Genomic DNA, 16,555 nt, shown 5'->3' on the forward strand with positions numbered 1-16,555 from the left:
ATGACACTCCGGGTTTCGACGATGCGCTCAGTGCCTTCCGGCGCACGGGTCTGACACGATGAGACGCGATGGTCGGTGTCGGCTGAAACCTCATGGAAGGCAGGTCGGTCATGCGATTGGTCGCGGACATCCTGGTCGGATTGCTCGCCGCGCTGCACGTCTACATCCTGATCATGGAGATGTTCCTGTGGACCACGCCGCGGGTGCGCGCGGGCTTCGGCGTCACGGCCGAGTTCGCCGAGGAGTCCAAGGTCTTCGCCGCGAATCAGGGTCTCTACAACGGTTTTCTGGCGGCGGGGCTGATCTGGGGTCTGATCGCCGCCGATCCGGTCGGGCAGGCCGCGAAGATCTTCTTCGCGGCCTGCGTCGTGGTCGCCGGACTCTTTGGCGGGGCCACCGCGAGCCGCCGGATCTTCGTCGGGCAGGCGCTGCCCGGCGCGATCACGCTGATCGCGGTCCTACTGGCCGGTTAGCGCCGCGGCGCTGAGCGCGATCTTGGCATTGCGGCCCGGGCGTTCGCTCGCGGCCGCGGCCTCGGCGGCCTCCGCGAGCGGGTAGGTGGCCTCGACGGCCAGGTCCAGTTCGCCGCGGGCGGCCAGGGTCACCAGCTCGGTGATGAGGCGGCGTCGTTCGTCACCGCCGATCTCCTCGGCGCGCTTGGAACCCCAGAAGCCCTTCACCACGGCCTGTTTGAAGATGATCGGGCCGGGGTTGAGCACCAGCGGCTGCCCCGACAGCGCGCCGAAGGTGATGAGCTCACCACGCGGGCCGAGCACCGACAGCAGGTCATCGGCGGCCGGCCCACCGACCTGGTCCACCGCGCGGGCGATGGGTTCGCCGCCGGTGACATCCGCGACCTGCTGCTGCCAGTCCCCCGACTCGGTCTCGAGCACCGGTTCGAAGCCCAGCTCCCGCAACGACTTCGCCGCCGCCGCGCTGCGCACCAGGTTCAGGACATGGACGCCGCGGGCACGGGCGAGCTGGTTCACCAGTCGTCCCACCGCGCCGTTGGCGGCATTGATCGCGATCCACTGGCCGGGTTCGACATCGAGATCCTCGAGCAGCATGAGTGCGCTCAGCGGCATGGCCAGCAGCTGACTCGCGGTCGCGTCGGACACCGTATCCGGCACCGGGACGATCCCGCCGGCCTTGGCCACGAAGTACTCCGCCCATGCGCCCTGCACACCCGAAACCGTCACGCGCTGACCGATTTCCAGGCCGGTGACCTCCGGACCCAGGGCGTCGACGTGGCCGACGGCCTCGGTGCCCGGGATGGCGGGCAGCTCGGGCCGGTAGCCGTAGACGCCCCGGATGATGGCCAGGTCGTGATTGTGGATCGGGGCCAGTGTGGTCGCGATCCGCACCTCGCCCGGCCCGGGCTCGGGCACCGGCCGCTCGGCCGTGGTCAGGACCTGCTCGGGCTCGCCGAACTGTTCGATGACTACCGCACGCATGCTCATCCTCCTCAGTCTTCGACCACGATGACGTCGACCTCGATATTGCCGCGAGTGGCATTGGAGTACGGGCACACCTGGTGTGCCTTGTCCGCCAGCGCCCGCGCCTCGTCCAGGGGCAGGTGCGGCAGCGACACCTCGAGGGTAACGGCCAGACCGAATCCGCCGGCGTCATTGGGGCCGATGCCGACCTTCGCGCCCACGGCCGAGTCGTCCACATTCGCCTTCAGCGACCGCGCCACGGTGCGCAGGGCCGAGTGGAAGCAGGCCGCGTAACCGGCGGCGAAGAGCTGCTCCGGGTTGGTGCCGAGGCCGTTGCCGCCCATCTCCTTCGGAATCGAGAGCGTGGCGTCGATCTTGCCGTCGGCGGTGCGGACCTGGCCGTTGCGGCCGTCTCCGGTAGCGAGGGCTTCGGCGGTGTAGAGCACGTTCATCAGGGGGTTTCCTTCGATCGGGTGTGCGCGGTGAGCGCGTCGGTGAGTCGGTGCAGGGTTTCCCGCAGTTGGACCAGTTCCTCGCCGGGCAGGCCGGCGATCTCGGCCGATCGCGCCGGGATCCGGCATGCGGCCGAACGCAATTCGCGTCCGCGGTCGGTCAGCGTGATCTCCACGCGGCGTTCGTCGGCGGTCGAGCGGCGGCGTGCCACGAAGCCCGCCGCTTCGAGCCGCTTGAGCAGTGGCGACAGCGTGCCCGAGTCCAGTTCCAGGGCCGAGCACAGGTCGCCGACGGTGCGGTCGTCGCGCTGCCAGAGCGCGAGCAGCACCAGGTATTGCGGATAGGTGATGCCCAGGGCGTCCAGCTGGGGGCGGTACATGGCGGTCATGGCCCGGGACGCCGAGTAGAGCGCGAAGCACAGTTGGTTTTCCAGCGCCAGCTCATCGGTCATGTCCAATACGGTAGCCAGCAATTAGATTGTGCACAATCTATCTCACCGTATGCTGCGTCACACCCGGCGATAACATCGCCCGGACCCGGCCGCAGGGCGGGTTCCGATCATCGGGAATTTCGCTCGCGGGCAGGCGGATTCCCGGACACCGCTGCTAGAACGCGTTCTAATAGGGGCACACCGAACCAGTGGGAGTTGCGATGACGCACGAGGTAGTGAACCGGGTCGCGGAGCTGTCGGCCCAGTTGGCGGCGACCGCCGAGGAGACCGAGCGGCTGGGCAAGCTCTCCGACGAGAGCGTGAAGCTGATCCGTCAGGCCGGGGTGATGCGGCTGCTGCAACCCGCCGATTTCGGCGGATACGCCGCGCATCCGCGGGATTTCGCCGAGTCGGTCATGGCCGTGGCCCGGCACTGCGGGTCCACCGGCTGGGTGTGCGGCGTCGGCGGCGTGCACCCGTGGGAAATGGCGCTGATGGACCGGCGGCTGCAGAACGAGGTGTGGGGCGAGAATCCGGACACCTGGATCGCCTCACCGTATGCCGCCCAGGGCGTGGCCACGCCGGTCGACGGCGGATACACCCTGCGCGGCCGCTGGAACTTCTCCTCCGGCACCGATCACTGCGACTGGATCTTCCTGGGCGCGCTGCTCGGTGACGCCGACGGCAATCCGGTCATGCCGCCGACCGTGTTGCACGTGGTGCTGCCGCGCCGGGACTACACGATCGTCGACGACTCGTGGGACGTCATCGGGCTGCAGGGCACCGGCAGCAAGGACGTCATCGTGGACGGCGCGTTCATTCCGGCCTATCGGACCATCGAATTCGATGCCGTCGCGGCCGGTGAGATCGCGGCCGAGCGGGCGGGCCGCACCGAGACCGTCTACAAGCTGCCGTTCTGGGCCATGTTCCCGCTGGGCATCACCTCGGCGGTGATCGGGATCGCCGAGGGCGCGCTCGCCACGCACCTGGACTATCAGCGCGACCGGGTCACAGCCATGGGCACCAAGATCAAGGACGATCCGTACGTGCTGTCGGCCATCTCCGAGGCGGCGGCCGATATCGCTGCCTCGCGCACCCAGCTGCTGGACGGCATCAGCCGCCTCTACGACCAGGCCGAGGCCGGGAAGACCATCACCTTCGAGGATCGTTCCCTGGTGCGCCGCAATCAAGTTCGCTGCGCCTGGCGGGCGGTGTCGGCGGTGGACGAGATCTTCGCCCGGTCCGGCGGCAATGCGGTGCGGCGCCAGAACGTCATGCAGCGGTTCTGGCGGGACGCGCACGTGGGCCTGCAACACGCCATCCACACGCCCGGATCGCTGTACCACTCGACGGCATTGACCATCATGGGCATCGAGCCCGAGGGCCCGCTGCGCGCCATGATCTGACAACCGGCAGGTCGGCCCGGCACGGATTCCGCGCTGGCCGGCCACACTTCCAGGCCATTCGAACAGGGATGCCACGAGTTTGCTACCGAACGGTCTCTAGAAGGACGCAATCACGTCACCACAGGGACCAACACACGCGGTTATGCCTGAAAAGGGTCTCGACAGCGAGATACTCGCTGTCATGCATCGGCTATCGCGCTACCTCGTTGCCCTGATCGCCACATTTGCTGCCCTTGTGCCCGTCACCGCGTCGGCCGACCCCGGCGACGTGGCTTCCATCGTGGACGTGCGCCCGCTGGGTGGCCGCCAGTACGAGGTCACCGTCTACTCGGCGGCCATGAACAGGACTGTCCCGGTGTGGGTTTCGCACCCTAACGGCCCCGCGCCGGCCTTGTACCTGCTCAACGCGGTGGACGGCGGTGAGGACGGCGGCCCGTGGACCAATCGCACCGATGTCGCCCAGTTCTTCGCCGACAAGCCGGTCAATGTCATCACCCCGATCGGCGGCCGTGCCAGCTTCTACACCGACTGGGTCGCCGATGATCCGACACTGGGCCGGAACAAATGGTCCACTTTCCTCATTCACGAGTTGCCCCCGCTGCTGGAATCGCGATTCGGGATGACGGGGCGCAATGCCGTCGCGGGCGCATCGATGTCGGCCACCTCCGCGCTCAACCTCGCCATCCAGGCACCCGGTATGTATCAGGCGGTGGGTTCCTACAGCGGGTGCCCGCGCACGGCGGACGCGGCGGCGCGGGCCTACGTGCGATCCACGCTCGAGTTGTTCGGCGCGAATGCCGCCAATATGTGGGGCGGCGACGACAACCCGGCCTGGAGCGCCAACGACCCGGTTCTCAACGCGGGCCGACTGCGCGGTGTGGCGCTCTACATTTCGGCGGGGAATGGCGTTCTGGGGGTTCATGACTCGCTCGCAGATCCCAGCATCGGGGGGAATGTCGGCGCGCTGACCGATCGGCTGGCCGTGGGTGGGGCTATGGAGACGGTGGTGCGAGGCTGCACGGATTCGCTTGTCGGAGTATTGGATTCGCTGGGGATTCCGGCGCAGGTTGCGTATCGGAATGGGACGCATGCATGGCCGTATTGGCAGGACGACCTGCATGATTCCTGGCCACTTTTCGCCGGGGCTCTGGGAGTTTAGGAGTTCTTGGTCGCCCGCCGATCCGCCTGGCCGCCAGAGGCATGTCGGTGTTCACCGTCGGCGTGATGGCGACCCGGCTGCGCAGCATGGATCGACTGATCGCGATTCCGGCATCAGCCGCGTGACCAGGTAATTTCCAGTTCCTGGAGGTCAAAGCCCTGGGGGAAGTGCGCGGTCCGGGGTTCGCCGGGGTGGCCGCCGTGGCGCTCGTAGAAGGCGATGGCGGGTGTATTGGCCTGGAGGACTTCGAGATAGACGGGACTGCCCGGGTATTCGGCAGCGGCCCATTCGAATCCGTGGTGCAGGAGGCGGGAGCCGATGCCGCCTCGTTTGAGAGTCGGGCCGACGTGCAGATTGTCGATGAGAATGCGGCCATCTGCGCGGGGTGTCAGGTAGATGAATCCGAGTAATTCCGAGCCCGATTCGGCGATGAACAGGTCGCCGTCGGATCGGCCGCCGGTCAGGCGACTGTGCCAGAGCGCCTTGTGGTCGTCGGCCAGCGCACCGTTCAGGTAGCTCTCGGGCATGATGCTCGCGTAGGCGGTGCGCCAGCTGGCGGTGTGCAGCGTGGCGACCGCTTCCGCGTCGGATTCGGTACCGGGTCGGATCCGGATGTCCATGGGGCTCAGGCCCGTTCGTCGAAGGCCCGGAGGATTTCCTCGGCGGCGAGGGCGGGGGTCAGCGAGCCGTCGCGGACCTGTTTTTCCACCTGGGTGCGGAGGGCCTTGACGTTCGGGTTCTCGGTGAGGCGGCGGAGCAGGTTGTCGTGGACCATGGTCCAGGTCCAGTCGACCTGCTGGCGGCGGCGCTTCTCGGCGAACTCGCCTGCTTCGGTGAGGACGCGGCGGTGGGTGAGGACCGTGTCCCAGAACGAATCCAGTCCGATGCCGTTGAGGCCGGACATGGTGAGAACCGGTGGACGCCACAGGGATTCGCGCGGGTGGATGAGCCGCATCGCTCCTTGAAGCTCCCGGGCGGCGGCCTTGGCCTCCAGCTCGTGACGGCCGTCGGCCTTGTTCACGGCCACCAGGTCGGCGAGTTCGAGGACGCCCTTCTTGATTCCCTGCAGCTGGTCGCCGGTGCGGGCCAGGGTGAGGAAGCAGAAGACGTCGACCATATTGGCGACGGTGACCTCGGACTGGCCGACACCGACGGTCTCCACCAGGATGACGTCGTAGCCTGCCGCCTCCAGCAGCACGATGGTCTCGCGGGTCGCTTTCGCCACGCCGCCGAGGGTTCCGGCCGTGGGGGACGGGCGGATGAAGGCGTCCCGTTCCACCGACAGTCGCGCCATGCGCGTCTTGTCGCCGAGGATCGAGCCGCCGGTCCGCGTCGAGGACGGGTCCACGGCCAGCACCGCCACGCGGTGGCCCTGGCCGATGAGGTACATGCCCAGCGCGTCGATGAACGTCGACTTGCCGACACCCGGAACACCGGTGATGCCAACGCGATTGGACACCACCTTGCCCGCTTCGGGGGTCAGCCGCAGCAGCAGCTGCTGGGCCAGGTCCCGGTGGTCGGTGCGGGTCGATTCGACCAGGGTGATGGCGCGGGCCAGGCCGGCCCGCTCCCCTGCCCGCACCTGCGCGGCCAGTTGGTCGACATCGATCACTCGGCGCGCCACCGGAGTGGCGGGCGGGGCGCCGGGGCCGGTCGTTTCTGCTCCGGCGGGGCCGGGCAGGCCGACGCCGGCGGTGGTGCCGAGCCGAGGGTGGATTCCGCCACCCTCGGTCCCGCGTGCGGCGTCGCTCATTCCGTTGCGCCGGTGCCGATCTCGTGGCCCAGCTGTGCGGCCAGCTTCTTGATCAGGTCGATCGCGGCGTCGGCGATGATGGTGCCGGGGCCGAAGATGCCGGCGGCACCCGCGGCGTACAGCTCGTCGTAGTCACCGGGCGGGATGACGCCGCCGACGGTGACCATGATGTCGGGGCGTCCGACATCGGCCAGTGCCTGCCGCAGGGCGGGCACCAGCGTGAGGTGGCCTGCGGCCAGCGACGAGACACCGACGACGTGCACGTCGTTGTCGGCCGCCTGCTGCGCCACCTCCTCGGGGGTCTGGAACAGCGGGCCCACGTCGACGTCCATGCCGAGGTCGGCGAAGGCCGTGGCGATCACCTTCTGGCCGCGGTCGTGGCCGTCCTGGCCCATCTTGGCGACCAGGATGCGGGGGCGACGGCCCTCCGCCTCGGCGAACGCCTCGACCAGTTCGATGGCCTTGCTGATGTTGGTCACCTTGCCGGCCTCCTCGCGGTAAACGCCGGAGAGCGTGCGGATCTCGGCCTGGTGGCGGCCGTACACCTGCTCCAGCGCGTCGGAGATTTCGCCCACGGTGGCCTTGGCGCGCGCGGCGTTGATGGCCAGGGCGAGCAGATTGTTGTCCATGCCGCCCTCGGACGAGGCTGCCGCACGGGTCAATTCGGCCAGCGCCTTCTCGACCTCGGCCGAATCGCGTTCGGCCCGCAGCTTTTCCAGCTTGGCGTTCTGCTCGGCGCGCACGCGCGAGTTCTCGACCTTGAGCACCTCGATCGGGGTGTCTTCCTCGACCAGGTACTTGTTGACGCCGATCACCGGCTGCTGGCCGGTGTCGATGCGCGCCTGGGTGCGAGCGGCGGCCTCTTCGATGCGCAGCTTCGGGATGCCCTCCGAGATCGCCTGCGCCATACCGCCGTGCGCCTCGATCTCGGCGATGTGGGCGCGGGCGCGCTCGGCCAGCTGGTGGGTCAGCCACTCCACGTAGTACGAGCCGCCCCACGGGTCGGCCGGACGGGTGGTGTTGGACTCCTGCTGGATGAGCAGCTGGGTGTTGCGGGCGATGCGGGCGGAGAAGTCCGTCGGCAGGGCCAGCGCCTCGTCCAGCGCGTTGGTGTGCAGCGACTGGGTGTGACCCTGGGTGGCGGCCATGGCCTCCACGCAGGTGCGCGCGACGTTGTTGAACACGTCCTGCGCGGTCAGCGACCAGCCCGAGGTCTGCGAGTGCGTACGCAGCGCCAGCGACTTGGAGTTCTTGGGCTCGAACTTGGCGACCAGCTCGCTCCAGAGGAGCCGTCCCGCACGGAGTTTCGCGACCTCCATGAAGAAATTCATGCCGATGGCCCAGAAGAACGACAGTCGCGGCGCGAACTTGTCGACCTCCATGCCCGCGTCCAGACCGGCCTTGATGTACTCCACGCCGTCGGCGAGGGTGTAGGCCAGCTCCAGGTCGGCCGTGGCTCCGGCCTCCTGGATGTGGTAGCCGGAGATGGAGATCGAGTTGAACTTCGGCATCTTCGCGGAGGTGTAGGCGAAGATGTCGGAGATGATCCGCATCGAGGGCTTGGGCGGGTAGATGTAGGTGTTGCGGACCATGAACTCCTTCAGAATGTCGTTCTGAATGGTTCCGGCCAGCTGCTCGGGCTTGACGCCCTGCTCTTCGGCGGCGACGACATAGAGCGCCAGGATCGGCAGTACCGCGCCGTTCATGGTCATCGACACCGAAACCTGGTCCAGCGGAATGTGATCGAACAGTTCCCGCATGTCGAGGATGGAGTCGATGGCGACACCGGCCATGCCGACGTCACCGGTGACGCGCGGGTGGTCGGAGTCGTAGCCACGGTGGGTCGCCAGGTCGAAGGCGACCGACAAGCCCTTCTGGCCCGCCTGCAGGTTGCGGCGGTAGAAGGCATTGGAGTCGGCGGCGGTGGAGAAGCCCGCGTACTGGCGAATCGTCCACGGCTGGTTCACGTACATGGTCGGGTACGGGCCGCGCACGAACGGGGCCACACCCGGCACGCTGTCGAGCGGGTAGCCCTCGGCGACGATGGCGTCCCGATCGGCCTTGGTGAACACCGGCGGCACGTCGATGCCTTCGGGGGTCGACCAGGTGAGCTGTTCGGGCGCATAGTGATTGGCGGTCGCGGCCTCCTCGACGAAGGCGTCGACCTGCTCGCCGCTGACCTCGGCGGGGACGGTGTCGCCCTCGGTCAGCGGTACTTCGGCGAAGTTGCCGATCCGGTGCTTGATATCGCTCATCTCTACGCTCCCAGCTTCTCCAGCAGGCCGGACAGAGCCGCCACCGCGTCCATGCGCGCGGTCACGAAACCGTCGGGGCGCTGCGCACCGGTCAGGTCGGCGACCGCCTTCTCGGGTCCGGCCAGCAGCACCGTGGTCACCCCGGCCGCCCGCAATTCCTCCACGGCCGCGGCGGCGTCGGTGCCGTAGCGGGTGTCGGAGCCACACAGCACGGCGATCGACGGACCGGTCTCGGTGACCGCCTCGATGCCGCCGGAGGCCAGCAGGTTGGTGGTGAAGGTGACACGAACATTGTTCTCCGACACCGGGCCCAGCGGAACCAGGCGCACCTGCGGGCGCGCGCCGCTGGCGGCCAGGTAGGCGTCGGAGCGGTTGCGCAGCGCCTCGAAGGCGGCGCCGTAGCGGGCCGTGCCGTTCTTGGCGCGGGCGGCCTCCGACAGCGGCTTCTCGCTCAGGTTCGGGAACTCGTTGACGCCGGTGACGGCCGTCTTGCGGTGCGCCACATCGGAATCGCGCTTGGCCTTGGTCTCGCCGATGCGCTCGGCGAGCAGGCCCGCCTGCAGCGCGGCGAGGTATCCGCCGGCGGCCTCGATCTCCTGCATGAACTCCCACGCCTTGGCGGCGAGCTCATCGGTGAGCGACTCCACGTACCAGGAGCCCGCGCCCGGGTCCTGCACGTGGCCGAGGCGGGATTCCTCGAGCAGCAGCAGTTGGGTGTTGCGGGCCATGCGCTCCGAGAACGCCGTGGACACCTCGAGCTCCCCCGCGGGGAGCGCGTCGTCGAAGGGCAGCACGGTGACGATGTCCGCGCCACCGACGCCCGCGCCGAACGCGGCGAGGGTGGTGCGCAGCATGTTCACCCACGGGTCGCGCTGGCTCATCATGGCCGCGGACGTGATCGCCTGCTGCGGCGCGTTGCCGAAGGCCGGAGCCCCGCAGACATGTGCGACGCGCGCCCAGAGGCGCCGGGCGGCACGGAATTTGGCGATGGTCTCGAACTGGTCGTCGGTGGCCGCGAAGCGGAACTCCAGCTGCTCCAGCGCATCCGCGATATCGGCCCCGGCGTCGGTGAGCGAACGCAGGTACTCCAGACCCGCCGCCACGGCCGCACCCAGCTCCTGGGCGTCGGAAGCGCCGGAATTGTGGAAGGCCACACCGCACACGGTGATCGCGCGGACCGTCTCGGTGCGGGCCACCGCCTGCTGGGCGAGCGCGACCGCGCCGTCCAGGTCGATGGCCGAGGTGCCGGCGAACAGGCTCGTCAGCGGGGTGGCGCCCAGCGAGACCCGAATGTCCTTGCGGTTCGGGGCCTCATAGCCGTCGAGCACCGAGAACAGTGCGGCCGCAGCCTCATTGGCGGCCGGCCCGGCGTCGAGGGTGAGCGGCGCCAGCTCGAAGAGGAAGCCCTGCAGTGCGGTGGCCAGCCCGTCGACCGGCACGCCGCGCTCGGCGACACCCAGCCACACCGCGCTCACGCCGTTGTCCAGCGCGACGAGGATGTCCGCGTTGACGGCCTCGGCATCGGGGCCGCCGAAACGCTGGCTGACGAACCAGCCACGGTGCACGTCGCGGGTGGCGTCGCCACCGCGCACGTAGGGGAACTGCCCGGGCAGCGGCTGCTCGGGCAGCTCGTCGCGGCGCGTGTAGAGCGGGTTGACGGTCAGGCCGTCATAGGTCGTGACCGCGAGCAGCTTCTCCGGCTCATCCGGCAAGTCGCTCGCATCCACCCTGCGGGCCTTCGCCAGCACCCCGGCGACACCCTTGCGCCAGGCGGCATACTCGGGCACCGGATCGGTGTCCGAGTCGGAAGCAATCGGCATAGCTGCTGTTCCTTCTTCCACTCCCTGACCGGATGGCCGTCGCACCGGCATTCACCCAGCTCAACGGCCACTTTGGTTAACGAGCATTCATCGTCTTTCCCCTGATGCTAGCGGCAGCCTCGAGATAACGGTCTCCGGAGTCTCACTACCAGCGGGTAACCTGGCGCGGTGCCAACAACCGCGCGTGTGCCGCTCGAGCGAGTATCCGGGCTGCTCAGCCGCCTCCGTCAACCGCGAAATCTGGCCTTGCTGATCGGCTGCGGGCTACTTTTCGCACTGGCCGCCTTCGCACCACACCCGGCGCCCCAGCAGATCCGGCAGTGGGCCGACTCGGTCGGGCCCCTGCTGCCGCTGGTGTTCTTCGCGGTGCACACGCTGGTCTGTGTCGCGCCCTTCCCGCGCACCATCTTCACCCTCAGCGCGGGCATGCTGTTCGGCTCGGTCGAGGGACTGACGCTGGCCCTCGCCGCCACCACGCTCAGTGCGGTGCTGGCGCTGTGGCTCGTGCGCGCGCTCGATCACGAGCGGGTGCGGGCGCGGCTCACCCATCCGACGGTGCAGGCGGTCGATACCCGGCTGGCGCGGCGTGGCTGGCTGGCGATCGGATCATTGCGGCTGATCGCCTTCGCGCCGTTCTCGATCGTGAACTATTGCGCCGCACTGTCTTCGATCCGCTTCACCCCGTACCTGGTCGCGACGTTCGTCGGCATCATCCCGGGGACCGTCGGGACGGTGCTGCTCGGCGATGCCCTCACCAATCGCACCTCCCCCGCCCAATTGATCGTCACCGCGGCCTGTTTGGCGGTCGGCGTGATCGGGCTGGTGGTGGACGCGAGGATGGCCGTCGCCCAACCGGAGGTTCAGCCCGAGCCGATCGCCTGATCGGGCGGCGGCAGCGGCCATCGGTCGAAGCGGGGTAGTGAGCCCAGAGGTGATGCGGGGTCGGTCAGCGCGTTCAATTGTGTGAGCAAATCGTCCCGGTGGGTCTCGGCGTAGGTCAGGGTGCGGTCGAGTTCGTGCGCCTCGACCAGCCAACCGACGGCCTGACGGACCACCTCGGCGCGCGATGCGACGGTGTCGGAGTCGACCAGGAACGCGGCGAGGGTCGGTTCGATCACAGCGGCCGAACCCAGATGCTGCAGGCAGCGCCCGATGCCCAGTTCGTCGGCGAGAGCACGCCATTCACTCAATGCCGTCTGCCAGCGCGACAGCGCGCGCCGTGGCTCTCCGACCGACCAGTCGAGTACGCCTGTCACCTCGTGCACATGGGCCAGGCCGCTGGGATCGTGTCCGCCCGCGGCCATCGATTCGGCCAGTTCCAGGCGGTCCCGCGCGGCGGTGTGCCGTCCCTGCACAAGATGCGCGATGGCCATGTTCACCAAGGCGCACACTTCGCCGGCGACGTCTTCACGGGGTAACAGCCACCATGCCTGTTCCATCAGGTTGACCGCCTTGCTCAGATCGGCGTCCGTATTGTCCATGGCCCCCAACGCCTGTCGGTGCAGGGCGCGGGCGCGCAGGCTGCGGGATACCGTCCACGGGCTGTAGCGCGCTGGTCTCCGGTCCGGCACACGCGCGCGAATGTCGGCCAGGGCGTGCAGGGGGCCGTATCGGGTTGCGGCGGTGATCGTCACCAAGGCGGCGGCCGGGCCGGGGTCGTCCGGGTCGCCGCCTCTGCCTGCGCTGTCCTCCGCGCGGCCGCTGCGCGCGAACCAGATGTCCAGCGCGTCGGCGATCGCGGCCAGATCCGGCACCACGCCTCGAACCTGGATCAGCAGTGCGTCGTGTGCCTGTCCCGGTTCCCGTTCAGCGCGCTTCGCACAGTTGCGCAGGAGCCGGCACAGTCGGGGCTCCTCGTTCTCGAACCAGCGGCGGGCGGTCGAGGCGTAGGCCGGAAGGTCGAGTGCGCGCGCCCACAGCGTGGCTTCCTCGGCGTGACGGCGGAGCAGCACCGCGAGCGCGGCCCGCCACTCGGGTGTCCCGGTGATGGCCGCCGCGTCGGTCGGAACCGCGGCCAGCCGGTAGCGTCCGGGCGATACCGGCTCCACCGCACCCGCAGCGGTCAGACGCGCCAAGAGTTTGGGCGCAGAGGGTGTTTCGGTCTCCGCGGTGGTGGCGGGGAGCTGGGCGGCGGCGCTCGCTCCGAGTACATCGAGGAGCACCCCGGTCTCATAGGTGCGGATGGGCAGCTCACGGAGAACGGCCGCAGCCCAGTTGCCCGTCAACTCCTGTTTCTGTTCCGGCTCGGTCTCCGGTCCCCAGGGCGCTCCGGGCTCGGGTAACTCGACGGGTCTCGGTTCCGTGAACCCGGCACGATCCCGCACCAACCGGTAACCACGCCTTGCCAATTCGGCGAGAAAATACGCGAGCACGAGCCACCCGATGGCGGACTCGGTCCAGCGCACCGCAGGGTTCGCCTTGAACGCGTCGGTCATCACATTGGCGATCAGGGTGGCGACGCCGATCCCGACCAGTGCGGGGGCGCCCAGCAACCACTGCCACACCGCGGATTTCGGCGTGGCCATGAGGCTGCGGCTCTCGCGGGCCAGTTCGGTGGATTCGGGTCCGCCGGGCGCGGATTCCGTTTCGCTCATATCCGCGCTCCCCCGGCCAGGCCCGGGACGAGCCATCGCCGCCAGCACACCAGCAACAGCGCAAGCGGTACGACCGCCGAGATCAACGCCCCGCCCGCGAGTTGTGCCGAGCTCTCGTCGAATTGGCGGGTGTAACCCCACAGCAGCAGCGACCACGGGCTGCCGCCGGTGCCGTTGACCAGCAGTCCGATGAAGAAGTCGTTCCACACCTGGATGAATTCGAGCACCGCCACCGCGACGACCGCCGGAACCACCGCACCCAGCCGCGCCACGATGGTGCGCAGGGAGGCCAGCCCGTACAGGGCATCGGCGGCCGGCGTGTACGCCGGTGCGAGCAGCGCTCCGCGCAGAACGAGAATCGCGATCGGCAGTCCGGCGGCGGCATGGGTGAAGATCAGCGGGACGAGGGTGCCGAACCAGCCGGAGGAACCGATCACCCGCTGCAGTGCACCGAGATACATCTGGGCGGGCAGGACGGTCAGAATCACCAGGCAGGGCACCGCGATCCGGACGCGTGCGGCGGCCAGCCAGTGGGCGACGGGCAATGCGAAGGCGACCACCATCACGGTTGCCGGGACCGCGACGGTCAGGGTGGTGCGCAACGCGTCACGCAGTGCCGGATCGATGGTGACGGTGTTGAGGCCGCCGGCTTTCGCTCCGGCCGTGCCGTACAGCGCGACGTAGACCAGCTCCGCGATCGGCGACAACACCACGAGCACAGCGACTCCCACCAGGAGCCAGCGCGGGACCGCCCGCCGGGCCGGCAGGTGCTCGCGCCACGCGGAAGGGCGCGGGCGCAGCGGACGCGGGCCACTGGGTCGGCGCACATTGATCCGATCCTGGGCGAACAGTGCGGCCAGCGCGAGTGCGGCGGTCAACGGCAGGGCGTACGCCGCGGCCTCACCACACGAACTCGCCTCGCAGGCACTGTTGAGACGCCACCATTCCACCGTGGCGGTACCGACATCGTGTTGCAGCGATCGTGGTACGGCACCGAGCACGGCGTCGAAGACCCGGGCGGCGGCCACCGCGACCACCAGGAAGGCGACCGAGGCGACCGGACGCACCTGTGTCCACAATCGAAGCGGGATGAGCCGGCGCGGACCGCCGGTGAGTTCCGGGGCCCGCACCGGATCGTCCTCGATCGCGAGAATGGCGGCGCGGAACAGACCGACCAGCAGCCCGAGCCAGGTCCACACGAACGCCGCCACCAGAACCGCTTCGAACGCATAGCGTTCCGCCGCGACATCACTGAAATATCGTCCGCGCGTCACGGTTTCGAGGATCAGCCGGAACGCGATGCCCGAGGTGAACGCCGAGACGCCGAACGGCACGATGAACGGCCACCACAGCCAGGGCAGCCACCGGCTGGGCCAGGCGAGTACCAGGGCCACACCGACCAGGACCAGGGCCAGCGCCACCCAGCCCGCGGTGTGCAGGTACGCGCTGCGGCTCGCTCGTGGCAATTGCCGCCACACCACCATGGACCCGACTGCCAGGCTCACGAATCCGAGCGCGGCCGCGAACGCCCAGACCGTGAAGGCGAAAACGCTCGGCAGACTCTGCATCCCGGTGCGGAGCCGCCGCCGGTCGACGATGAGCAGCGCGCCGCCCCCGAGCAGTTGCAGCCCGCAGCCCAGGGCGAGCCACGGATGCGTCCGCGCGCCGAGCCCGACCGTGTACAGCGCGGGGGCCACCAGCAGCAGTCCCATCAGCACCAAGGCCGGTGCCCGGACCAGGTAGTTGACCACGACCTCGATGTGCGGATGCCTGCCCGGAACCAGCGGTCCCGACAGCCGGCGGGTGGCCAGTGCCAGTTCGAGGCCGTTGGAATCGACGGTGTACAAGCGTGTTTCACCCCCGCCCAGTGCGTTCCAGGTCGTAGATGGCGTCCACGGCATCACCGACAGCCGCGGCATTGCGCTGCGACGGATCCGCCGGAGTGCCATCGAGATCCATCAGGAATTTGGTGATGATCCCCCAGAGCGGATTGTCGCCGCCCCGGGAACCGATCCGGTCGGCCAGATCGAATTCGGTCCAGGATCGGACGCGCGGGCCGAGTGGTTCGAGCATGGCCGGATAGGCCGGGTGGGTGCGCAGATCCGGTGCGATGAATCCGCCCGCCCGAGCTATCCAGCTGTCCGGGGCATCGGGCAGCGACAGCAGGCGGATCAATTCGCCCGCTGCGGTTTTGGCCGATCCGGTCAGGACCATGACGTCGCCGCCGCCGATCACCGGACCGTCCCGGAGTCCGGGAGCGATGCTGGGGAACAGCGACACCCCGACTGTCTGTTTCATGGCCACGTCATCGCCGTCGAAACAGCTTTTCACGATCGGCTCGGCGAAATCGGGCGCCAGCACCATCGCCGCGTCGCGCTCGGCGAACACCGCTCGCACGGCGTCGGGAAATTGCTGGGTGAGGGCGCGACCGATACCACCGGGAAAGGCGTTCGGAGATCCCCAGATCGCAGCGACGGTGTCGAGGGCCATCGTGATGTCGGCGCGCCGCTGCTCAGGACGCCAGTCGTTCGGGGTCACGATGCTCCGGTAGGCATCGGGAGAGTGGGCGAGCAGCACATTCGCGAAGAAGTCGGCGAGCATCCAGCCGTCGGCCGCGCCGAGCGCCAACGGGTGGGTTCCGCTGCGCGCCAGCCGGTCCAGCATTGCGGGCCACTGCCACGGCGCCCAACTGCCCGGTGGCGGCAGGCCGAGTTTCCGGAATCTCGGCACGTCGAACCAGATCAGCGATTTGCACGACGCCTTGAACGGCAGTCCGTAGAGCGGATTCCCGGACGCCGTCTCGACATGCACCAGCTCCCACCAGCCGTGGGCATAACGCGGCGCTTTCCGTTCGTCGCCCCACAGGGATTCGTCGAGTGCACGCAAGCGGCCGTCCCGTGCCAGCCGCGTTATCTGCCCGATCTGCGGCAGCACCACGATGTCCGGCGTGTACCGGCCGGCCGAGAACACCGTCCCCACATCGTCACCCAGCGTGAATACCTGCGTGTCATGCGAAAACTGATGGGAATTCCGCAGGTTGGCCAGGACGCCTTCGAAGGCCCGCAATTCCGCGCCGCCCCAGGGCACCGCGAGCTTCACGCTCTCGGAACTCGATACGTTCCCCAGCGGTGTGCAGGCCGCGGCCAGTGGAAGTAATGCGCCGGCGCGCAAAATGGTTCTGCGGCTCGCCATTCCATCCCCCAACCGATGCGACGATGCCCGGTGTCGGCTTCGGTGCGGGCAACGTTA

At 68.7% G+C, this 16,555-nt stretch carries 14 protein-coding genes; 4 read left to right on the forward strand and 10 right to left on the reverse strand.

What is annotated here, in order from left to right; genetic code table 11:
* Positions 1–110: 110 nt before the first annotated feature.
* Positions 111–473 (forward strand): DUF1304 domain-containing protein, encoded by a 363-nt coding sequence (locus ACQP1O_RS24695; RefSeq protein WP_433560853.1) that lies wholly within the window; start codon positions 111–113, stop codon positions 471–473.
* Here the strand turns inward: ACQP1O_RS24695 and ACQP1O_RS24700 are convergent.
* The 3 genes from ACQP1O_RS24700 to ACQP1O_RS24710 are packed head-to-tail and all read right to left on the reverse strand — an operon-like array spanning position 459 to position 2,340.
* Positions 459–1,454, reverse strand: coding sequence for a zinc-binding dehydrogenase (locus ACQP1O_RS24700; RefSeq protein WP_433560854.1), 996 nt, complete (start codon positions 1,452–1,454; stop codon positions 459–461). The two genes, ACQP1O_RS24695 and ACQP1O_RS24700, sit on opposite strands and share 15 nt — an antisense overlap.
* A gap of 11 nt (positions 1,455–1,465) precedes the next feature.
* Positions 1,466–1,888, reverse strand: a complete 423-nt coding sequence (locus tag ACQP1O_RS24705) for an organic hydroperoxide resistance protein (RefSeq protein ID WP_433560855.1) — start codon at positions 1,886–1,888, stop codon at positions 1,466–1,468.
* A complete protein-coding gene (locus ACQP1O_RS24710; protein WP_433560856.1) occupies positions 1,888–2,340 on the reverse strand; it encodes a MarR family winged helix-turn-helix transcriptional regulator in 453 nt (150 codons plus the stop codon). The genes ACQP1O_RS24705 and ACQP1O_RS24710 overlap by 1 nt, the downstream gene beginning before the upstream one ends.
* A gap of 200 nt (positions 2,341–2,540) precedes the next feature.
* Here ACQP1O_RS24710 and ACQP1O_RS24715 point away from each other — a divergent pair, with 200 nt between their 5' ends.
* Both ACQP1O_RS24715 and ACQP1O_RS24720 read left to right on the forward strand, forming a co-directional pair.
* On the forward strand, positions 2,541–3,725 hold the full coding sequence (locus ACQP1O_RS24715; RefSeq protein WP_433560857.1) for an acyl-CoA dehydrogenase family protein: 1,185 nt from the start codon (positions 2,541–2,543) through the stop codon (positions 3,723–3,725).
* A gap of 181 nt (positions 3,726–3,906) precedes the next feature.
* The gene (locus ACQP1O_RS24720) at positions 3,907–4,884 is read left to right on the forward strand and encodes an alpha/beta hydrolase (RefSeq protein WP_433560858.1); all 978 of its coding nucleotides are present in this window, start codon (positions 3,907–3,909) and stop codon (positions 4,882–4,884) included.
* A gap of 113 nt (positions 4,885–4,997) precedes the next feature.
* Here the strand turns inward: ACQP1O_RS24720 and ACQP1O_RS24725 are convergent, their stop codons facing one another.
* From ACQP1O_RS24725 to ACQP1O_RS24740, 4 genes are all read right to left on the reverse strand, one after another.
* Entirely contained in the window at positions 4,998–5,504 is a 507-nt protein-coding gene (locus tag ACQP1O_RS24725; RefSeq protein ID WP_433560859.1) for an N-acetyltransferase family protein, read from the reverse strand.
* Positions 5,505–5,509: 5 nt separating this feature from the next.
* On the reverse strand, positions 5,510–6,508 hold the full coding sequence (meaB, locus tag ACQP1O_RS24730; protein WP_364612020.1) for a methylmalonyl Co-A mutase-associated GTPase MeaB: 999 nt from the start codon (positions 6,506–6,508) through the stop codon (positions 5,510–5,512).
* Between the two features lie 125 nt (positions 6,509–6,633).
* The gene (gene scpA, locus ACQP1O_RS24735; RefSeq protein ID WP_433560860.1) at positions 6,634–8,892 is read right to left on the reverse strand and encodes a methylmalonyl-CoA mutase; all 2,259 of its coding nucleotides are present in this window, start codon (positions 8,890–8,892) and stop codon (positions 6,634–6,636) included.
* 2 nt (positions 8,893–8,894) lie between these two features.
* Entirely contained in the window at positions 8,895–10,712 is a 1,818-nt protein-coding gene (locus tag ACQP1O_RS24740) for a methylmalonyl-CoA mutase family protein (RefSeq protein ID WP_433560861.1), read from the reverse strand.
* 168 nt (positions 10,713–10,880) lie between these two features.
* Between ACQP1O_RS24740 and ACQP1O_RS24745 the strand changes: the two genes are divergently transcribed.
* On the forward strand, positions 10,881–11,594 hold the full coding sequence (locus tag ACQP1O_RS24745) for a TVP38/TMEM64 family protein (protein WP_433560862.1): 714 nt from the start codon (positions 10,881–10,883) through the stop codon (positions 11,592–11,594).
* On the opposite strand, the gene ACQP1O_RS24750 is transcribed toward ACQP1O_RS24745, so the two are convergent.
* The 3 genes from ACQP1O_RS24750 to ACQP1O_RS24760 are packed head-to-tail and all read right to left on the reverse strand — an operon-like array spanning position 11,573 to position 16,498.
* Positions 11,573–13,306, reverse strand: coding sequence for a hypothetical protein (locus ACQP1O_RS24750; protein ID WP_433560863.1), 1,734 nt, complete (start codon positions 13,304–13,306; stop codon positions 11,573–11,575). The two genes, ACQP1O_RS24745 and ACQP1O_RS24750, sit on opposite strands and share 22 nt — an antisense overlap.
* Positions 13,303–15,153: a hypothetical protein gene (locus ACQP1O_RS24755; RefSeq protein ID WP_433560864.1), complete on the reverse strand. Its 1,851-nt coding sequence runs from the start codon at positions 15,151–15,153 to the stop codon at positions 13,303–13,305. The genes ACQP1O_RS24750 and ACQP1O_RS24755 overlap by 4 nt, the downstream gene beginning before the upstream one ends.
* Before the next feature lie 7 nt (positions 15,154–15,160).
* Positions 15,161–16,498, reverse strand: a complete 1,338-nt coding sequence (locus tag ACQP1O_RS24760; RefSeq protein WP_433560865.1) for an ABC transporter substrate-binding protein — start codon at positions 16,496–16,498, stop codon at positions 15,161–15,163.
* Between the last annotated feature and the right edge of the window lie 57 nt (positions 16,499–16,555).

The sequence above is a fragment of the Nocardia sp. CA-151230 genome (assembly GCF_050942175.1).
Taxonomy (GTDB): domain Bacteria; phylum Actinomycetota; class Actinomycetes; order Mycobacteriales; family Mycobacteriaceae; genus Nocardia.